Source organism: Thiomonas sp. FB-Cd, assembly GCF_000733775.1.
Lineage (GTDB): Bacteria > Pseudomonadota > Gammaproteobacteria > Burkholderiales > Burkholderiaceae_C > Thiomonas_A.
Genome location: NZ_JPOE01000002.1, coordinates 2,528,644 through 2,547,218 on the forward strand (window position 1 = coordinate 2,528,644; position 18,575 = coordinate 2,547,218).

Annotated in this window: 13 protein-coding genes and 1 pseudogene; 8 read left to right on the forward strand and 6 right to left on the reverse strand. The window is 63.7% G+C overall.

The genetic code is table 11. The annotated features are described in order from the left end of the window. Positions 1-10: 10 nt before the first annotated feature. The 6 genes from CD04_RS24165 to CD04_RS0112235 all read right to left on the reverse strand — a co-directional run bounded on the left by CD04_RS24165 (position 11) and on the right by CD04_RS0112235 (position 8,497). A complete protein-coding gene (locus CD04_RS24165; RefSeq protein WP_031407163.1) occupies positions 11-1,027 on the reverse strand; it encodes a hypothetical protein in 1,017 nt (338 codons plus the stop codon). After that, a complete protein-coding gene (locus CD04_RS0112215; RefSeq protein WP_051849146.1) occupies positions 1,024-1,683 on the reverse strand; it encodes a hypothetical protein in 660 nt (219 codons plus the stop codon). Before CD04_RS0112215 ends, CD04_RS24165 begins: the two co-directional genes overlap by 4 nt. Before the next feature lie 197 nt (positions 1,684-1,880). Then, positions 1,881-4,253, reverse strand: a complete 2,373-nt coding sequence (locus CD04_RS0112220) for a hypothetical protein (RefSeq protein ID WP_156030252.1) — start codon at positions 4,251-4,253, stop codon at positions 1,881-1,883. Between the two features lie 187 nt (positions 4,254-4,440). Then, entirely contained in the window at positions 4,441-5,796 is a 1,356-nt protein-coding gene (locus CD04_RS0112225; RefSeq protein WP_031405719.1) for an IS1182 family transposase, read from the reverse strand. A 46-nt stretch (positions 5,797-5,842) separates the two neighbouring features. Next, the gene (locus tag CD04_RS0112230) at positions 5,843-6,097 is read right to left on the reverse strand and encodes a hypothetical protein (RefSeq protein WP_031407170.1); all 255 of its coding nucleotides are present in this window, start codon (positions 6,095-6,097) and stop codon (positions 5,843-5,845) included. A gap of 252 nt (positions 6,098-6,349) precedes the next feature. Then, a complete protein-coding gene (locus CD04_RS0112235; protein ID WP_081857920.1) occupies positions 6,350-8,497 on the reverse strand; it encodes a tetratricopeptide repeat protein in 2,148 nt (715 codons plus the stop codon). 199 nt (positions 8,498-8,696) lie between these two features. Between CD04_RS0112235 and CD04_RS0112245 the strand changes: the two genes are divergently transcribed. The 8 genes and pseudogenes from CD04_RS0112245 (at position 8,697) to CD04_RS0112285 (ending at position 18,547) form a co-directional block, all read left to right on the forward strand. After that, positions 8,697-10,247 (forward strand): ShlB/FhaC/HecB family hemolysin secretion/activation protein, encoded by a 1,551-nt coding sequence (locus tag CD04_RS0112245; RefSeq protein WP_031407174.1) that lies wholly within the window; start codon positions 8,697-8,699, stop codon positions 10,245-10,247. Positions 10,248-10,249: 2 nt separating this feature from the next. Beyond that, a complete protein-coding gene (locus CD04_RS0112250) occupies positions 10,250-11,116 on the forward strand; it encodes a peptidyl-prolyl cis-trans isomerase (RefSeq protein ID WP_081857921.1) in 867 nt (288 codons plus the stop codon). Positions 11,117-11,555: 439 nt separating this feature from the next. Further along, positions 11,556-12,236 (forward strand): glycosyltransferase, encoded by a 681-nt coding sequence (locus CD04_RS0112255; RefSeq protein ID WP_031407178.1) that lies wholly within the window; start codon positions 11,556-11,558, stop codon positions 12,234-12,236. After that, the gene (locus tag CD04_RS23225) at positions 12,236-12,913 is read left to right on the forward strand and encodes a class I SAM-dependent methyltransferase (RefSeq protein ID WP_081857922.1); all 678 of its coding nucleotides are present in this window, start codon (positions 12,236-12,238) and stop codon (positions 12,911-12,913) included. Before CD04_RS0112255 ends, CD04_RS23225 begins: the two co-directional genes overlap by 1 nt. Before the next feature lie 43 nt (positions 12,914-12,956). Further along, positions 12,957-13,874: pseudogene (gene cysD / locus CD04_RS0112270) on the forward strand (sulfate adenylyltransferase subunit CysD); the annotation flags it as partial. A gap of 87 nt (positions 13,875-13,961) precedes the next feature. After that, positions 13,962-15,758 carry an adenylyl-sulfate kinase gene (cysC, locus tag CD04_RS0112275; RefSeq protein ID WP_231480573.1) on the forward strand — a complete coding sequence of 599 codons (1,797 nt, stop codon included), beginning with the start codon at positions 13,962-13,964 and terminating at the stop codon, positions 15,756-15,758. A 231-nt stretch (positions 15,759-15,989) separates the two neighbouring features. Then, positions 15,990-17,684 carry an IS66 family transposase gene (locus CD04_RS0112280; protein WP_031403963.1) on the forward strand — a complete coding sequence of 565 codons (1,695 nt, stop codon included), beginning with the start codon at positions 15,990-15,992 and terminating at the stop codon, positions 17,682-17,684. After that, positions 17,681-18,547, forward strand: coding sequence for a Druantia anti-phage system protein DruA (locus CD04_RS0112285; protein WP_031403962.1), 867 nt, complete (start codon positions 17,681-17,683; stop codon positions 18,545-18,547). Before CD04_RS0112280 ends, CD04_RS0112285 begins: the two co-directional genes overlap by 4 nt. Positions 18,548-18,575: the final 28 nt, after the last annotated feature.

Consider the following 18,575-nt stretch of genomic DNA (forward strand, 5'->3'; position numbering starts at 1 on the left):
GGCCGGTGTTTCAGCCCCCAGTCGTATCAGGCCGAAGCTGCGGCACGGGCTGCAGCCAACGATGCCGCAAGCGCTGCAGCCAGCCGTCCAGCGGGCAGGCACCGAGTGCGCGCAACCTGTCCTGCAGCAGCCGGTTCGTCCCTGACAGACCGGGTCTGGCCAGGAGAGCGGCATAAGCCTGCTTGTCCTGAAAATCCGCATCCTTGCTCACACCTCGATCCTTGCGCAGATAGTGCAGCAGGCGGATGCTGCGCATCTCGCCGGCGTGAGCCTGCTCGAAGGTGGCGTCGTTGGGAAAGTTGTCCCTCACATCCAGCGCCTCCCAGGGCAAAACATGCCGGGCGCGCGATAGTGCAACGGCCACCTGGCAACGGAAAAAGCTGCGGTGGGGATCGCTTGCCGGCGGCAGGTGACGGTTGAAATGTTCCATTTCCGCGATCACCCCCTGGCCGAGCCGTTCCATCACCGCCCGCGCGGCGCCGATCACTCCCAGATTGAAATAGGCCGGCATGCGCTCTTCGCGCGCGTGCGGATAGAACCCGGCGCCGCTGGGGCGGCAGTCCAGCGTTGGTGCCGGCAGCGCCGCGTCGGCGAACAATGCCTGCCACTCAGTTTGCGAAAACGGCGAAAAATGCGCCGGAAAGCCCCACACCGCCTCGCTTGCTGTGATGGTCTGCACCAGCTCGTCGAGCGGGCTGCACACCAGCACGTCGGCATCGAGCATCAGCACCACATCGGCGCTGAACGGCCCAGCCCAGCGCGCCAGGGCCGTGCCGTAGTACCAGTGCTTGGTGAACAGCGCTTCATCCACCCAACGAAACGTGACGCCAAGCGGGCGAGCCCAGGCATGCAGACGGTTGAGATCCGGCAGGCCCGGCAACTCGGGGCTGACCCAAGCGGTCAGCGTTGCCATACGGCCGACCGCCCCGCCGAAGCGGCGCAAACTCGCAGCCAGCGCCCAGGTTTGCCGCAAGAACATCGGCGTGGGGCTGATGGGGACATGCACCTCCAGAGTGGGCAGGTTCATGGCTGCGCTTGCCCGGGCGGAGGAGGCTGAAAAAACTCCGCCGGCAGATCCAACTCGGCGTAAGGCGCCGCACGGAAGCTCTGTGGATAAGGGCCTTCACGCGCCAGAAGGCGTGCCTCGCCCGCTTCAATGTGCGTGCTCGGGCGCGTCTTCACCCGCCGCGCGGGATTGCCTGCATAGACCCCCCAGGGCGGGAGCGACTTGCTCACCACACTGCCTGCGCCGACCGTGCTGCCTTCGCCGATGGCCACGTCCGGAAACACCACGCTGTTGGCGCCCAGGCCGCCGTGCGGGCCCAACCACACGCGGCCGCGGTGCACCGAACGCAGATCGGCGGGGACCGTCGGATTGGTGAGGCCTCCGCCCAGAAAATCGTCACTGCCGGTTAGCACGCGCACACCACTGGACAAGCCAAAAAAATCGCTCACATAACACCAGCCGCCGCCGATGAGAGCGGTATGCACGCCGATGTGCACATGGTTGCCGATCACCAGTTCCTCGTGGCCGCCGAGAAAGACGAAGTCGTCGATCATGACATGACTGCCGATGTGGATGCGTTCCGGGCGCACGATGCGCACCGTGGGGCGGATGATGACGTTTTCGCCACACGAGGCCAAGCCGAGAGCGCGCGGGTCGAGCAAGGCAGGTGTGGACATGGTAGATAACGCTGGGAAAAATGTGCAGCCCGTCGTGGGCCTGCCATGGGCCTGCCGAAAGGCACCGGACGCATGCTCAGGAATGGCTGCCTTGCGCCAGCCATTCCTGAGCCGGCAAATAACCGGAAAAAAAACCGGGGCCGAAGCCCCGGACGATGAACCTCTTGTTGTGCTGAACGTCAGTGATGCAGCCCTGCTTAGTAGGCCGGCGGGGTGTAGGACACCACGTTGGCTGCAGGCAGGGTGGCGTTGTAGGTCAACACAAGCCCGGTGGGGGCGCTCGCCGTGTAAAGATTCAAACCTGCCAATTGCAGCGGGCTGATCACGTTGACATTGCTGTTGGTATTGACCGTAATGTCACCCACGTTGAGCTTGCCCGACATCAGATACATGCCCGCACCGCCGGCTGCCTGATACGGCAGAGCGTTGGACAGCAGCTCGTTGGTGGTCAGAACATTAATCTGCTTGGTGGTGTCCACCGTAGCCATCTTGCCCGACTGCACCGTGGAGGCATAAATCAGGCCCGGCCAGTAGAAACCTTGACCAGCGTTCGGTTTCAGCAACAGGTTGCCGCCTTGGGCGCGGATGAACAGGTTGCTGGGCACGAAGCCGGTGTTGATCACGGTTGAACCGGTGCTACCGAAGATCGGCGACCCAGCATTCACCGTAGCCAGGGTGGTATTGCCAATACCCATCAGGTTGACGTTGTCCACGGCCGAGCCGAGGCTGTTCGGAATTACAGACAGAGCCACACCCGCGGTCGCATTGCTGCCGCCCACAACAACCCCATTGAAGAAGCCGTTGCTCGGTTGTGGGTTCGTCGGGTCGTTCACGATGCCGCCGGTGATGACACCGCCCGAGGTGGCGAAGCCATAGTTAAATACGGCCGTCGAGGTATTGATGGACGCGCCCGCACCTTGGTAGCTGTTACCGGTGAACTGGAAGCCGGTGGCTGCAGAAATGTTGCCATATTGCAGAGCGTTCCCAGCATTGCCTTGGTTCTGGGCGACGTCAACAGCGTAGGTGCCGGTCGTCACGTTGCCATTGGGCATCAGCACCACGCCGAGGCTGTACGGGCCGCTCCACACCTTGTTCGTGCTTAAGGCCACGGTGCCCGTGCTGGTGGCGTTCACGTTGGCGGACACCAGGATCTGGTTAGCGGCCGTAGCCTCGACCACGCCACCGGCGGCGGCAGTGATCGCCCCGTTGATCAGCACGGAGCCACCAGTTGCGCTCAGTAGCACATTTCCTGAAGCCACGGCACCGTTCATGGTGACGTTACCGTTGCCCGCGTTGACTTGGAGAGTCCCCACGGTGCCCATGTTCACAGCACCCAGAGCAGCCGCGCCGGTCACCGCGTTGACGTAGACAGACGGAGCCGTCACAGGGCCCGTATAGTTGATGTTGCCAGCCTCGGCCTTGAGATTGGCAGCGGTTGCGGTGAGCGCCGCGGAGCCGGTCAGATCGCCGGTGAGCGCGTCAACGGACACGCTACCCATCGTCGTGTTGGTGCTGCTGTTGGCCAACGTGCCGCCCAAGTTGACCGTGCCAGCCAGGATTTGGACACCATGACCGCCGTCGTACAGGGCGCCAGTGTTGGTGAAAGAAGCCAGCGTGCTGGCAGCGATGCCGACGACGGTGCCCGTCAGCGTGCCGGCATTGCTGACGGAAGCGCTGCTGCTGCTGGCCAGCAGGGCACCAGCCACGCTTGCCTTGCCCGCGTTGACGAAGGATCCGCCAAAGGCCAGGGCGCCCTGCGCAACCAGGTTGGCGCTGTTGGTGATGCTGCCAAAGCTGGTGCGAGCCGCAACGGTGGCGTTGGCGCTGTTGGCAAAATTGCTGATGGAATTGGCGCCACCCAACGTCACGTTGGCATTGTTGGTCAGCGTGCCGCCAATCGTGGCATAGTTCGCGTTAACGTTGCCCAGCACGTTGACCGCGCCTGCAGCGCCCAAGCCAGACACCGACAGCGAGCCACTGTTGGCGCCCAGGTTGACCGCGGCGCTGGACGACACAAGGGTGGTACCCAAGGTCACGCCGGTAGCGCCCGCGGTCAGGCTGGAACCACCGGCCACGTACACGGGTGTGGCGGTGGCGGTGGCGCCCACGTTCACTTGGCCAGCGCCGGCAACAAGCAGGTAGCCTGCGTTGATGGAAGCACCGTCGGTCACCGTCACAGCGCCACCAGCGGTGGGTGTGCTGGTGCCAGGGGTGCCCTGACTACCGAGGGTTGGCGCGGTGCCACCCACGAGGCCAACGGTCACCTGCCCTACGGCCGTGAAATTGGCGGCATCTGCTTGGTAGCCGAGCAGACCGATTTGATTAGTGCCTGCTCCGATCGTCGCACCGCCGCCCACCACCACGCCGTTCGGGTTGGCAACAAACAGCGCGCCACCAAGGCTGGTGTTCAGAGTGCCGTAGATGTTGGAGGCCTGACCCGTGAGGTCAGACACCAGCACGTTGGCTCCGCCATTGGTTGCATTGATATTCAGGGTTGCCGATGCACCGATGTTGAATCCCGCAACGGTGGTCACACCTGCCAAGGTCGCCGGGGTGAGAGTGGGTCCCACGGAACCAGTAATTGTGGCGCTAGGAGTCTGTCGGACTTGAGTTCGAGCGAACCCGGATAATCAGTGCGGCGCGTTTTTTTGGACGGCGGCGCGCTGATCGAGTGTTCTGGAGGGTTCAGGCGGCGCAGTGAGGGGGCATGAGGCCGCCTGAGGACTCGGTTTTAGCGTGATTGGGGCGCATTTTCCCTCACGCCGCGCGCAGCACGTACATGCGCTTGATGTTCCAGGCCATGGTCACCAAGCTCCACTCGCCTTGCGCTTTGGCCAGCCCACGCAGGCTCATCTGGCGCCAGCCCATCACCCGCTTGATGATGCCGAACACCGGCTCCACCGTCTGCTTGCGCAAGCTGTAGAGGGCTCGCCCAGCCTGTGTGCGCAGCCGGTGCGCCATCCGCTCCACCGCATCCGTCGTCTGAGGGTCGGGCGCATCGGATGCGAAGCGCTCCATCACGGGCGTGTGATGCGACTGCCTCTTGAGCGCCAGCAGCGGCTCGACCCCGGCATCGCCGCAGGCGATCACGTTGGCCTGGCTGCAGTAGCCGTTGTCCGCAATCAGGGACTGCACCTCGCCCAGCACCGCAGGCAACGCCACAATCTGCTCCAGCGTGGGCACGACTTCGCGCTTGTCGTTGGGCGCCTGGCTCACATGCCGGGTGATCACCATCATCGTCTGGGTGTCCACGCCGGCTTGGGCGTTGTAACTCTGCTCGAAGCTCCCGCCCGACACGGGCATGATGCGTGACTCCTCATCCGTGAGGTTGACTTGGTCGCTGTCCATGGGACCCGCCTGGGGCGGCTCGGGGTCCTTGCCGCGGGGTTTCTTGCCCGCGTCGCGCTGGGCCTGGCGCTTGGCCTGCTTGGCCTCGAACTCCTGCTGCTCCGTCTTGAAGCGTTCGGCTGCGCGCTGCGCGATCTTGGCCTTGGCCTGCGCAATGGCTCTGAGGCGATCCTCCCGCCGGGCGATCTCGGCGGGCACATCCATGCCGTCGGGCGCGCTGGCGCGATCGCTCGTCTCCGCCAGCGCCAGCAGGCCCTGGACTTCCTCGCGCAACTGCGCCTCAATCTTGTTGGCATGCGCCCACGACAGCGCCTTGTGCTTGCTGGCGTTGGCGTCGATCTTGGTGCCGTCCAGCGCAATGTGTCCGAGTTTGAGCAGCTTCATCTCGCGTGCGAGCACCAGCACCTGCACAAACAGGGACTCGACTTCCTTGAGGAAGCGGTGGCGGAACGTCGCCAGCGTGTCGTGATCGGGGTGGGTATTGGCGGCAACAAAGCGAAACGCCACCGAGTCGTAGGTCGCGCGCTCAATCTTGCGGCTCGAATGCACGCCGTTGGCGTAGCCGTAGATCAGCAGCCCCAGCAGCACGGCAGGGTGATGCGCCGCCGATCCGCGCCCCGCATACTGCTTGACCAGATCGTCCAGATCAAGGCGATCGATGACTTCCACAACGAACCGTGCCAAGTGATCCTGCGGCAACCACTCGTCCACCGATGGCGGCAGGAGGTAGGCAGTGTCTCGGTCAACGCTAACGAAGCGGCTCATCGCAAAAAACCCAGGAATGCACTGCCTCCATTGTCATGCATCGCCTTCAAATCCGAAAGCCTCGAAAGTCCGACAGGCTCCTAGTCGTGCCGCCAAACTGGATCACAGTGTTGCCTGGCGAAACCGCGATCACGCCCGCGGTGGGCGACGAAATGCTGTATGACGTTCCCGCCGCATTGTTGGTCAGAAATGCGCCCGGCAGCGCATTGGCCGCCGGTGCTGCGGCATAGGCCACGCCGCTCATGGCCACCATCAGCGAGGCAGCAAGCGGTGTGAGTTTCAGGACTGTTTTGTGGTTCATCGAAAGCTCCTATTGTGGGAGAAATGTTGGATACGCCCGGTTCAGATGCCGGCAGCGCCGGTGTCCCCTCGCCCGGCATAGTGCCGGCTGTTTGGGCATTCGAACGTAGGACGGGATAAATGTAGCGGAACTTATTGTCAATTGGCTAGTGGTCCTCCTCCTCGGCGATCGAAGTTGCACACACACAACGAAATTCACGCAAGCTTCATGCCAAACATCAGCTTTTGGCTGACGTGAGGGCGCGTCGCCCTGTCAGGCGAGGTGCATGTCTGCGGGCTGTCGGCCCTCCACATGGCGTGCCCAGGCTTGGACGTAGGCCTGCTCGAGGCGCAGCACCTGGGCCGCGGTGTCGAAGAGTTCGGCCACGGGCGTGGCGGCCTGCAAACGCGCCTTCAGCGCGGCCAGCCGCTCCGGGTTGTGCGCGAGTTCAACCGCCATCGATTCGTAAGCGGCCCGGTCAGGGGCAACGAGCTCGGGCAGCCCGAGGTGACTGAGCAAGGATTCGCCCACACGCGTGATGTAGGTGTGCCCGCGCGTGGTGAGCAGGGGCACACCAGCCCACAGCGCATCGGAGGCGGTGGCCCCGGCGTTGTAGGCCGGGGTGTCAAGAAAGAGGTCCATGAGCCGCTGGCGCGCGAGGTTGGATGGCTGATCCATGTATCCGGCGAACATGAGGCGATCGGGCTCGACGCCGTGTTGGCGCGCTTGCGCACGCAGGCGCTCGACCACGGGGGCGTCGGTGGCGAGCAGGGCGAGCCGCCCCTGGGGAACGGCTTTGAGAATGCGCATCCAGGTCGCGAACGTTTCGGGCTCGATTTTGTAGTTGTTGTTGAAGCAGTAAAACAAGAACCAATCCTTCCCGACGTTGAAACTCTCGCGCGTGTACTGCGGCCCGGCGGGCAGGCTGCGGTGCGAGTTGACCTGATAGACGGGCAGGTATACGACCGATTCGCTGCGCTGCTGGGGCTGGTCTGGCGGGAGCAGCACGGGGTCGGCAATGATGTAGTCGACAAACGGCGCGCCGGTGGATCCCGGGAAGCCAAGGTAGTGCATCTGTATCGGCGCGGGCCGGCGCGCCAGTACGCCCATGCGGCTGTCTGCCGTGTGCCCCATTAGGTCGATGAGCACCTGAATGCCATCTGCGGCGATGCGCTGCGCCAGCTCGGCGCTGGTGAGGCCGCGCGCCTCGACAAAATGCTCCGTGGCGCTCTGGATGGCCTTGCGCTGAACCGAGCCATCATCCACCCCGGTCGAATAAAAGAACACCTCGAAGTCGTCGCGGTTGTGCAGCTGGAACATGCCCTGCAGCAGGTGCCCCACAGGATGGTTACGGGCATCGGCGCTGAGATAGCCAATGCGCAAACGACCCTCGCGCAGAGCGGCAATGCCATGCAGCGGCGCCCCCGCATCTTGCGCAAGCTTGGCGCTTTCGCTCTTGGCAATGGCCACTTGCTCCTCGGGGGTGAAGGGCAGGTACAGGGCGGTGAACGCCCGAAAGTCGGCGTTCTGCCCTGCGGCCAGCCGCTCGCGCACCCCGGCCAGCGCGTTGGCGGTGGTGGTGGCGAGAAAGTCGTCCCACAGGCAGAGCTGGCGCGCGATTTCGATGTAGCCGTCTTGCGCGGCGGACATGGCCGGGTCGAGCGTGAGGGCCTTTTTGTAGTATTCGATGGCCTTGGGACGATCGGCATGGCCGTTGAGCACACCCATATTGCACTGCACCACCGCACTGTTGGGCGCGGCGGCCAGCAAGGTTTCGAAGGATTTGAGCGCGTCGTCGCGGTGGCCCAGCGCCATATAGGCCACGGCAAGTTGGTTGAGCACGTTGAGGTCTGCCGGAGCGAGCAGATGCGCGAGCTGGAACCAGGGCAGCGCGCCGGGACCATCGCCCTGCGCCCATATGGCCCGCCCCAGACCGTACGCTGCCATGGCATGGGTGGGCTTGAATTGCAGCGCACGACGAAAGCGTGCTTCGGCCTCGCGGGCCTTGCCCTGGGCGAGCATGGCGTCTGCCACGTTGTAGTGGGCCTCGGGGTTTTGCGGGGCGAGTTCGAGCGCCTTTTCCAGAGCAGCCAAGCCCTCTTCGGCGCGGCCTTGCAGCAGCAGCACGCGCCCCAGAGTGTTGTGGTAAGCGGTGTGATTGGGGAGCACTTGCAGGGCACGGCGCACCAGGCGCTCGGCTTGGGCCTGCTCGCCCTTCTGACTGGACACGACGGCGAGCATGTGCAGGGCGTCTGGCTGATCTCTCACCAAATCGAGCGCCTGGCGGTAATACGGCTCGGCTTCGAGCACTCTGCCCTGCTGGTGCAGGGCAATGCCTTGGTTGACCAGCGCACTGGCGTGGGCGTGGAAGGACGGATCTGCGGCCTGGGGAACAATCGAATCTGGCTGAGTTTGGCTCATGCGGCGGAGGAATTTTTGACGGTGGTCGCGCTGGGAGGCGCAAACTTTGGATATTAAGCCAGCCCGCTGCCCCCCCTCGCCCGATCAAGGTCGCTAGGTATCATGTGATGTTTTCGCGAGCGGAGCTGTTGGCAATGATCGGCAGCCCGCAGCACAAGCTGCGCGAGGCTCGCGCCGTACCCTGTTTGGTCCTGCCTGCATGACTTTAGCCCTCGAAACGTTTTCTCTTCCGCCCAAGGCGCCGCCCGTGGTGGAGCTGCGCCTACCCGCGGGCGCTGCCGCACCCTTGATCCTACACAGCCACGGTTTTGTTTACCGAGTGACCGGCAACACGCTACTGCCCGAGCAAGCTGTGCGCCGCGCGCTTGCCGAGTCGCAAAATCCACAAGCGGCGGTGGATGCCCTGAATGGCGCCTACCGTAGCGCAGGACATTTGTTGGTCGCTATACGAGCACAGGTGCAGGGCACGCAGGTCGCGCTGACGGTCGTGCAAGGGCAAATCACACAGATCACCGCCGAGCCTGGCGTGAAGCGGTTTTACGATGGTGTGGAGTTTGATCCCACCATCACGCAAAACGATCTCATCCGTCGCAACATCCTGGCGGAGATGTACGCTGGCCGCAGCGGCTTGGGCTTTCGCCCCAGCGTGGCGCCGGCGCCACAGCCTGGAGGCAGCGCGCTGGCCATCGACACGCAGGCGCAGCCGGGCTTCAAGCGCCTGAGCGGTAGCCTGGTGTTTGGCAACTACGGCAGCCGCTATGTTGGCGGTGACGTGGCCTCCATGAATCTGCAAGCACAACCGGGCGACGGTTGGCTGTTTGCCGCCAATTACAGCCACGGCCTGCCCAATCTGCAAAAGGACAGCACCGGCAGCCGCTACGACGCCGGTGCGTTTAGTGCCAGCAAGGTGACGCCTTGGGGCATTTACGGACTGAGCGTGAACCGCAGCACCTACCGCCTAGGGGTGGCGGGCGCGCCCTACTACCCGCAAGGACAGACGCAGACAGCCGCCCTGACGGGCACCCAGCTGGTGTGGGCCAGCCCCACGGCACGGCTGAGCGCCAACCAGGCCATTTCGCACGTGGCGTACAAGAGCACGGTGCTGGGCGGTCGCTACACCCTGGCTGACCAGAACTACAACTATGCAACGCTGGGGCTGCAGGGCGCGCGCAATGTGCAGATTGGCGGGCTGGCCGGCGCAGTGAGCGCTGCGGCCAGCTACAACCTAGGCCTGAGCGCACCGCGCGGGACCATGGTCTATGACCTGCCCTCGGCGCCGCAAACGCGCTTTCACTACTGGACGGCCAGCTTGGCCTGGCAACAGGCGCTGCCCAAGGGTTTCAGTGCCAACCTCTCGGCCAGCGGGCAGTGGGGGCTGGACACTCTGCCGGGCAACCAGCAATGGGTTGTGGGCGGCTATGGCAGCGTGTCGGCATTCTCCTCCAGTCTGTCCGGTGACGGCGGCTACCTGCTGCGCGCTGTGCTGCAGGCGCCGGCGTGGAATTGGCGCGGCTGGCAGGTAGCCGCGCAGGGCTATGCCGAGCAGGGCGCAGCCACCACGCACTACAACCCGGCCAATACCCCCGGCTGGCGCATGCTGGCCGACGTAGGTATCGGCCTGACCTTCACGGCACCGTGGAAAACGAGCCTCTCCGTCATGGCCGCCCGCCCCGTGGCGCAGAAAAACGTCAGTTCCCCCGTGTACAACAGCCAGCGCGCGGTGTATTTTGTTTTGCAGCAACCGTTCTAATCATGACCGTACCCACCCGAAGACAACACCCCCTGCACGCCGCGCTGGGCGCTGTGGCAATTTGCTTGGCGGGCTTTGCGCTTGCCTCCCCCGCCCAAGCGCAAGACCTGCTGCGCGTGAACGGCCACGTCATCACACTGGAACAAGCCGCAGCGGCAAACCCCGCTGCGGCCAGCAACCCCGCAGTGCGCCAGCAGGTGACCGAGCAGCTCGCACAGCAACAACTGCTGGCCGACAGCACCACAGACGTAGCTGCGCAAGTCGCAGCGCGCATCAAGGCTGCGCAGGTCAATGTGAAGCGCCAAGCCCTAGCGCAGCTGGCTGCCGACCAATACCTGCAAGCCCACCCAGTGAGCGAGGCCGAAGTTGAGGCTGAATATCACAAGCTCCTGTCCGAGCAGCCCGCGCAGCAGTACTGGGTGCGGTGGATGGTGTTGAAATCCCCCGAGCAGGCGCAAGCCACGCTCGACGCACTCCGAACTGGCAAACAGGGCTTCACCGCCCAGGCGGTGGAGCAGAGCATCGGCCAAAATGCCGAGCTCGGCGGCGCCCTGGGCTGGCAGAGCGAGCAGAGCTTGCCGGCGGCCGTGCTCGGGGTGGTGCGCAAGCTCAAAGCCGGACAAGTGGCCGGACCGATTGCGCTGGATGATGGCTATGCCATCGTGCAACTGGTTGCGCAGCGCTCGACACCCAAACCAACACTTGCGCAGCTCAAGCCGCAGATCGAACAACAATTGCGCAGCGCCGCGCTGCAGCAGCATGTGCAGGAGTTGGCCAAGGCCGCAAAGATCGAGAACTTGACGCAGCCGGCCGCCGCGGCCGCAGGCCCCGCCGCCGTCGACAAAGAGGCGAACCATGGCAGGAAATGACCCAATGATGCCAAGTGCCCCACGCGGCCTGCGGCTCGCTGCGCTGTGCGCCTGCTGCGCCCTGGCACTGGTGCTGAGTGCGTGCGCCGCGCAACAGGAGGTGACTGTGCAGCGCGAAACCGCGCAAACTTTCGCCCCAACCGCGCTGGTCGCGGTTCTGCGGCAGCTACCCACGCAACCCTATGTGCGCATCGCCGTGCTCGACGTCCAGGCCTCAGCCGGCACGCCGGTGGTGCAACTGCTCGCCCAACTGCAGGCCAAGGCCGGTGCGCTGGGGCCAACGCACTGGTGGTACAAGACCTCAGCACCAAGGAGGGTGGCACCGTGCAATACAACCCCTCCGGCGGCGAGTTCACCACGACGCCGAGCCTGGTGGTGCCGCATTTGCGGGCCCTGGCGGTGCGCATCAGCACCGCCGCGACGCAGTGAGATGGGTGCGATGAAGACCCGATTCGTCATTGCCACGCGCGAGTCGTACCAAGGCTTTTTCTCGAAAACAGCAACCGGCCGTTCCCTTGCGCGCATGATGCACAGTCCAGTAGAGGCGCGTGTTTTTCCAGATAATCAGAAGGGGTTGCCCGAGGTTTACAACATCGCAATTGCGGAGGCCGCGGGCGATCCGGCGAATCTGGTTTTTATTCATGATGACGTGCATATCTTGGATTATTTTTTGCCTCAACGTGTTGATGAGGGATTGAACGTTTTCGACCTCATCGGTGTGGCGGGAAACAAACGCAGAGTGAACAAGCAACCCGCGTGGGCATTCGTGGACGCCAATCTCACCTGGGATGCCCGCGAACATCTCAGCGGTATCGTTGCGCACGGAAAAACATTTCCGCCGCGCCAGCTCAGCAATTACGGCGAACCGAGATGCTCCGTGAAACTGCTCGACGGCGTATTGTTGGCGGCTCGCAGCGACCGGCTTCTATCCTGCGACCTGCGGTTTGACGAAGAATTCGATTTTCATTTTTATGATGTTGATTTTTGCCGCCAAGCTGAGGTCAAGGCCATGACGTGCGGAACTTGGGATCTGGCGATCATGCACGAGAGTGGCGGCGGTTTCGGCGGTGAAGGCTGGCGCCAAAACTATCAGCGGTACATTGGAAAGTGGGGAAACTGATGACCGCTCTCTCACAGACGCCGGCACACCATCAACACAACCCGGATCTTTTAAATCTCATCCCTGGCCGCGCAGAAAAACTGATCGAGATCGGCTGCAGCTATGGCGCATTGGCCCGGGAGTTTAAGAAGGTCAATCCTGGCTGTCATTATGTGGGGGTCGATATCGAGGACTTTTACACGAATGTTGCTAAACAGCATTGTGATGAGTGCATCACAATGGATCTCGAAGTAGCACCTAATTCATTCTGGACAAATTACTCAGATCGGGACTGCTGGATATTTGGCGACACATTGGAACACTTCAGGGACCCTTGGCGCATTCTCAGCCAGATTGCAGCAACTATGCCGCGTAATGGCTCCATCGTCGCCTGCATTCCGAACGCGCAGCATTGGAGCATTCAAGCGCGCTTGAGCGTCGGCGATTTCCGCTACGCGGACAGCGGGTTGCTCGACAAAACACACTTGCGCTGGTTTACGCGCCAAACGATGTTGGAGCTATTTGCCTCCGCGGGTTTCAAAGTTGTTGAAGGTCGGCCAAGGATTTTTCCTGAACCTCGGCGCGATGATTTCCTTCCTGTCATCGAGGAAATGGCCAGAATTGCTGGGGTTGACCCACAGATCGCTGTCAGTGACGCAATGCCTTTGCAGTATGTCATGCGGGCCGTATTGGCCTGAGGCAGAGAGGGCCCATTCTCCATTCTTCTCTGCTCGCAGCACGCCAAGTGTAGCTCGCTCCATGTCGGTAAAGTCGCTCGAATCCGAATCCATCGCCATCCTTCGCGAAGCCGTCGCCGAAGCGCGCAAGCCAGTCATGCTGTATTCCATCGGTAAGGATTCGTCGGTGATGCTGCACCTGGCGCGCAAGGCGTTTGCGCCCGGGGTGCTGCCTTTTCCGCTGCTGCACGTGGACACCACCTGGAAGTTCCGCGACATGATTGCCCACCGCGACCGCGTGGTGCGCGAGGTGGGTGCGACGCTGATTGTGCACACCAATGAGCAGGGTTTGCGCGAGGGCATCAACCCCTTTGACCACGGCAGCGCTTACACCGACATTATGAAGACGCAGGCGCTCAAAGAGGCGCTGGATGCGCACGGGTTCGATGTGATTTTTGGCGGGGCGCGGCGGGATGAAGAAAAGAGCCGTGCGAAAGAGCGCATCTTTTCGGTGCGAGAGGCCGGGCACCGCTGGGAGCCGAAGGCGCAGCGCCCGGAGTTTTGGGCGAATTTCAACACGCGGCTGAACACAGGGCAAACGCTGCGCGTCTTTCCGCTCTCCAACTGGACGGAGGCCGACATCTGGCAGTACATCCAGGCGGAGAACATTCCCATTGTGCCGTTGTATTTCGCCGCTGAGCGCCTGGTGGTGCTGCGCGGCGATGATGCCAACCCCCAGTGGATCATGGTGGACGACGCGCGCTTTCGCCTGGCGCCAGGCGAGACGCCCCAACTGCGGCGAGTGCGGTTTCGCACCCTGGGCTGCTATCCGCTGTCTGCCGCAGTGGAGAGCGAGGCTGACACGCTGGACAAGGTGATTGCCGAGACCCTGGCCACCCACACGTCGGAGCGCGCCGGGCGGCTGATCGACCATGACTCAGCGGGCAGCATGGAGCGCAAGAAGCAGGAGGGGTATTTTTAAGTGGCGTCAGGTCTAGAGATAAAGCGTGAACCGGGGCAGGATCTTGTGGGGTGCAACGATGCCAGCCCTGACCCCAGGCTCCGTTTTTTGACCTGCGGCAGCGTGGACGATGGCAAGAGCACGCTGATCGGCCGCTTGCTGTTCGACACCAAGCAGATTTTTGAAGACCAGTGGCAGGCCCTGCGCAATGACTCGCGTCGCTTTGGCACGCAAGGCGATGCACCCGATCTTGCGCTGTTGGTGGACGGACTGCAGGCCGAGCGCGAGCAGGGCATCACCATTGACGTGGCCTACCGCTTTTTCAGCACGCCGCGACGGGCCTTCATCGTCGCCGATGCACCGGGACACGAGCAGTACACGCGCAACATGGCGGTGGCGGCAAGCACTGCGGATTGTGCAGTCGTACTGGTGGATGCGCGCAAGGGGGTCGTGACGCAAACACGGCGGCACAGCCGCATCGTGGCGCTGATGGGCGTGAACCGGGTATTGTTGGCCGTGAACAAGATGGATCTGGTGGACTGGAGCCACGCGCGCTTCACAGCGATTTGCGCCGACTATGCCGCCTTGGCCCATGCCTTGGGCTTGTCGGTGCAGGCGGTGCCATTGTCGGCACTCACCGGGGACAATCTGAGTGCGACCTGCACGCGCACGCCGTGGTATGACGGCCCAACCCTGCTTGAGTGGCTGGAGCAGGTGCCCGCAGCCCGGCACGATGAGTCCGCACCACTGCACCTGCCGGTGCAACTGGTGCTGCGACCCAATGCGGACTTTCGCGGCTATTGCGGCACCATCGCGCAGGGGCAGGTGCGCACGGGCGACTGTTTGCGTGTGCTGCCTTCCGGGGTGGACGCCACGGTCGAGACGGTGCGCGTCGGTTTCGATCCTGTGGCGCACGCCCGCGCTGGCAGCGCCGTGTGCCTGACCTTGCGTGAGGAGAGGGACATCAGCCGCGGCGACGTGCTGGTGACGGCCGATGCCCGCATCGACCAAGCCGAGCAGTTCCATGCGCATGTCGTCTGGGTGGGGGAACAGGCGCTCTTGCCTGGGCGTCCATACTGGCTCAAGCTGCACCACCGCACGGTGAGCGCGGTGGTGACGACCATCCGCCATCTGGTCGATGCAGACACGGGAACGCATCTGTCGGCGCGCGAGGCGCCCATGAACAGCATCGCGGCGGTGCATTTGAGCGCCGACCGCCCCCTGCCCTTCACGCCATACACCGACGATCGCGAACTGGGGGGTTTCATCCTGATCGACCGCATGACGCAGGCCACTGTGGGCGCGGGCATGATCGACTTTGCCTTGCGCCGCGACAGCAATCTGCATTGGCAAGCGCTGGCGGTGGACAAAGCGGCACGGGCGCAGATTAAGCACCAACACGCGCGCTGCGTGTGGTTGACTGGATTATCAGGGTCGGGGAAATCGACTATTGCGAACCTTCTGGAACAGCGACTGCATACGCAAGGCCGGCACACCTATGTGCTCGATGGCGACAACGTGCGCCACGGTTTGAACCGTGACCTTGGATTCACCCAGGCCGACCGCGTGGAAAACATCCGCCGCGTGGCCGAGGTGGCAAAGCTGATGGTGGATGCGGGGCTGATTGTGATTGTGGCGTTCATTTCGCCGTTTCGGGCCGAACGGGAGTTCGCGCGCAGCCTGTTCGCGCCCGGCGAGTTCCTCGAGGTGTTTGTCGACACACCACTGGAGGAATGTGAGCAGCGCGACCCTAAGGGGCTTTATGCGAAAGCCCGGCGCGGCGAGATTCCGGGTTTTACAGGGATTGCAAGCCCGTATGAAGCCCCCCTGCACGCGGAGTTTCATTTGCAAACATCGGCCGAGTCGGCGCAAACGCTGGCTGAGAGAATCGCACAGGGGCTTTAAAGCATGGATGCCGGGCATCCTGCCGCCTCGTGGCACCAGGGGCGCTTTCGGCCACCAGCTTAGGCTCGCCGGCTCTTGCTTCCGCCCTCATGCTTTGCAGACGTACGCTGCGCCTTTCCGTGCAAGGCTTGGGCATCCCGACTTCGTAAAGATTCGGTGATGACGTAGGCTGACCGAGTCGCGAGCAGAACGTGCTGGACACAGAAGTTTTTTCGCCGTACCCTGTTTGCTGTGAACGACACAGCCGCAGACCTGGACTCGGCGATCGGGACGGTGCCCGACGCAAGACGGCCGACGCCGAAACCCTATGACCAGGAGTTGGTCACGCTGACCAGGCGCGAGCACATCGAGTTGGTGCAGCGGGCAAGTTCATACCGATCCCTGCATGCGCGAGCCGTGGCGCGCATCGAATTCGTGGAACGTCGGCATCAGGCCGAGAAGGCGCGATTTGCGCAGCGTGAAGCCGAGTTGAAGGCGGCGCTGGAGGCCGCGCAGGCGCAGATCCGCGATCTTCGCCTGCGCGTGTTTGGCGCCAAGACGGAACAGTCGCGCCGGATCAATGCGGTGTGCCAGGTCAGCGCTGGCCCTCCACGGCCGCGGGGCCAGCAACGTGGGCGGCGTGGTCACGGCCGCACGCGCCTGGGCGGATTGCCGGCCAGGGTTGAGGAGGTGACGCTGCAGACGACGTGCCCACGCTGCGGCCTGGGGCTGAGCGCGTTTCCCGGCACGCAGGATGCCGAGATTCTGGAGATCGAGGTCAAGGCGTACCGCCGCATCGTCCGCCGACACCGCTACCGGCCGCTGTGCTGCTGCGGCGCACTTCCCGGCATCGTGACGGCGCCGCCGCCGGCGCAACTCATCCCACGGGGCAAGCTGGGCGTGTCGGTCTGGGTGGAGGCACTGCTGTCGAAGTTTCTCTATGGGCAGCCCAGCCACAGGCTGCTGCAGGACTGGGACGATCATGGGCTGCACATCGCGCAGGGCACGCTCACCGAGGGCCTGCGCATGCTGTGGCCGTTGCTGGGGCCGGTGGCCGAGGCTGGCCTGGATGAGCTGCGACGTGGCTCGCACTGGCATGCCGACGAGACACGCTGGGAGGTGTTCGAGGAGGAGCCCGGCAAGGTCGGGCATCGCTGGTACCTGTGGGTGTTTCAGTCGGCCACTGCGGTGTGCTTTGTGCTCGATCCTTCACGCTCGGCCTCGGTGCCGGCGGCCGCACTCAACCATGTGGACGAGGGGATTCTCAGTGTCGACCGCTACGCCTCGTACCGCAAGTTCGCCCGGTTGAACCCGGGGGTGAAGCTGTCGATCTGCTGGGCGCACCAGCGGCGCGACTTCCTGCGCGCGGCCAATGATTATCCGGCGCTGTGGGACTGGGCCATGGGATGGGTCGGGCTCATCGGCGAGCTGTACGCCTTGCACGCCCGGCGGCGGCAACAATGGGCGGATGGCGACGCTGCCTTCAAGGACAGCGATGCCGAGACGCGCGCGCTGGTGGCCTCGATGGAGCAGCGCTGCCTGGATGAGTTGGCCGACACGGCACTGGCAGGCGCGGCGCACAAGGTGCTGCGTACCCTGCGCACGTACTGGGCGGGACTGATCCTGTTCCTGGATCATCCCGCCATCGACCTGGACAATAACGCCGCCGAACGCGCGCTGCGGCCCGCGGTGGTCGGGCGCAAGAACTTCTATGGTTCGGGCAGCCAGTGGTCGGGGCAGCTGGCCGCCACGATGATGAGCGTGTTGGGTACGCTCAAGTGCTGGGGGATCAATCCGCGCACCTGGCTGAGCGCGTATCTGCATGCCTGCGCACACGCGGGCGGCTGCATGCCGGCGGACCTCGACCGCTTCCTGCCCTGGCGGATGGATGAGGCCCGGCTGAGCGCGATGCGCGGCGTGGCCTGCGCAACAATCGACAGCTCATGAACAAACGGTACTGCGGGCGCGTGTTCACGCAGGAGGAGCTTGACGCCATCGCCTGGCTGATGGCGCAAAACCCCCAGCTCAAGCGCGCGCCGCTGTCGCGCAGGGTGTGCGAGATGATCGACTGGCGCCGCCCTGATGGACGCCTCAGCGACATGAGTTGCCGCGTGGCGATGCTGCGCATGCAGACTGACGGCTTGATCACGCTGCCACCCTCACAGATGCCTCACCCGCGGCGCCGGGCGCAGTTCGACCCCACACCGGCCACCGATGCGCAAGGTGCGATCGACATGCCCGTGCATGCTCTGGATGCCTTGCGCCTGGAGGTGGTCGCCGGTGTCGGCGCGGCCTCCAGGCTGTGGAACGAATATGTGGCGCGTTACCACTACCTGGGCTACACGCCCATGTCGGGCAGCCAGATCCGTTACAACGTCTACGCTGGCGACCGGCTCGTTGCCTTGCTGAGCTTCGGCGCCAGCGCCTGGAAGCTGGCCGATCGCGAACGATTCATCGGCTGGAATCACGATCAGCGGCAGAACAACCTGCAGCGCGTCGTCAACAACACGCGTTTCCTGATCCTGCCGTGGGTGCAGTCCAAAGGGCTTGCCTCGAAGATCCTGGCCCTCGCCGCGCGTCGCCTGCCCAAAGACTGGCAGCAGCGCTACGGCTACTCGCCCGTGATGCTGGAGACCTTCGTCGAAAGCCCCAGGCACAAAGGCACCTGCTACAAGGCCGCCAACTGGGTCCTCGTGGGCAAAACAACCGGCCGCGGCAAGAAGAGCCTCTCGCACCAACAGGCGCTGCCCATCAAGGACATCTGGCTGTACCCGCTGCGTCCCGACTACGCAGCCATCCTGCGTCGGTAACGGCTGCCGACGTCATCACCGAATCTTT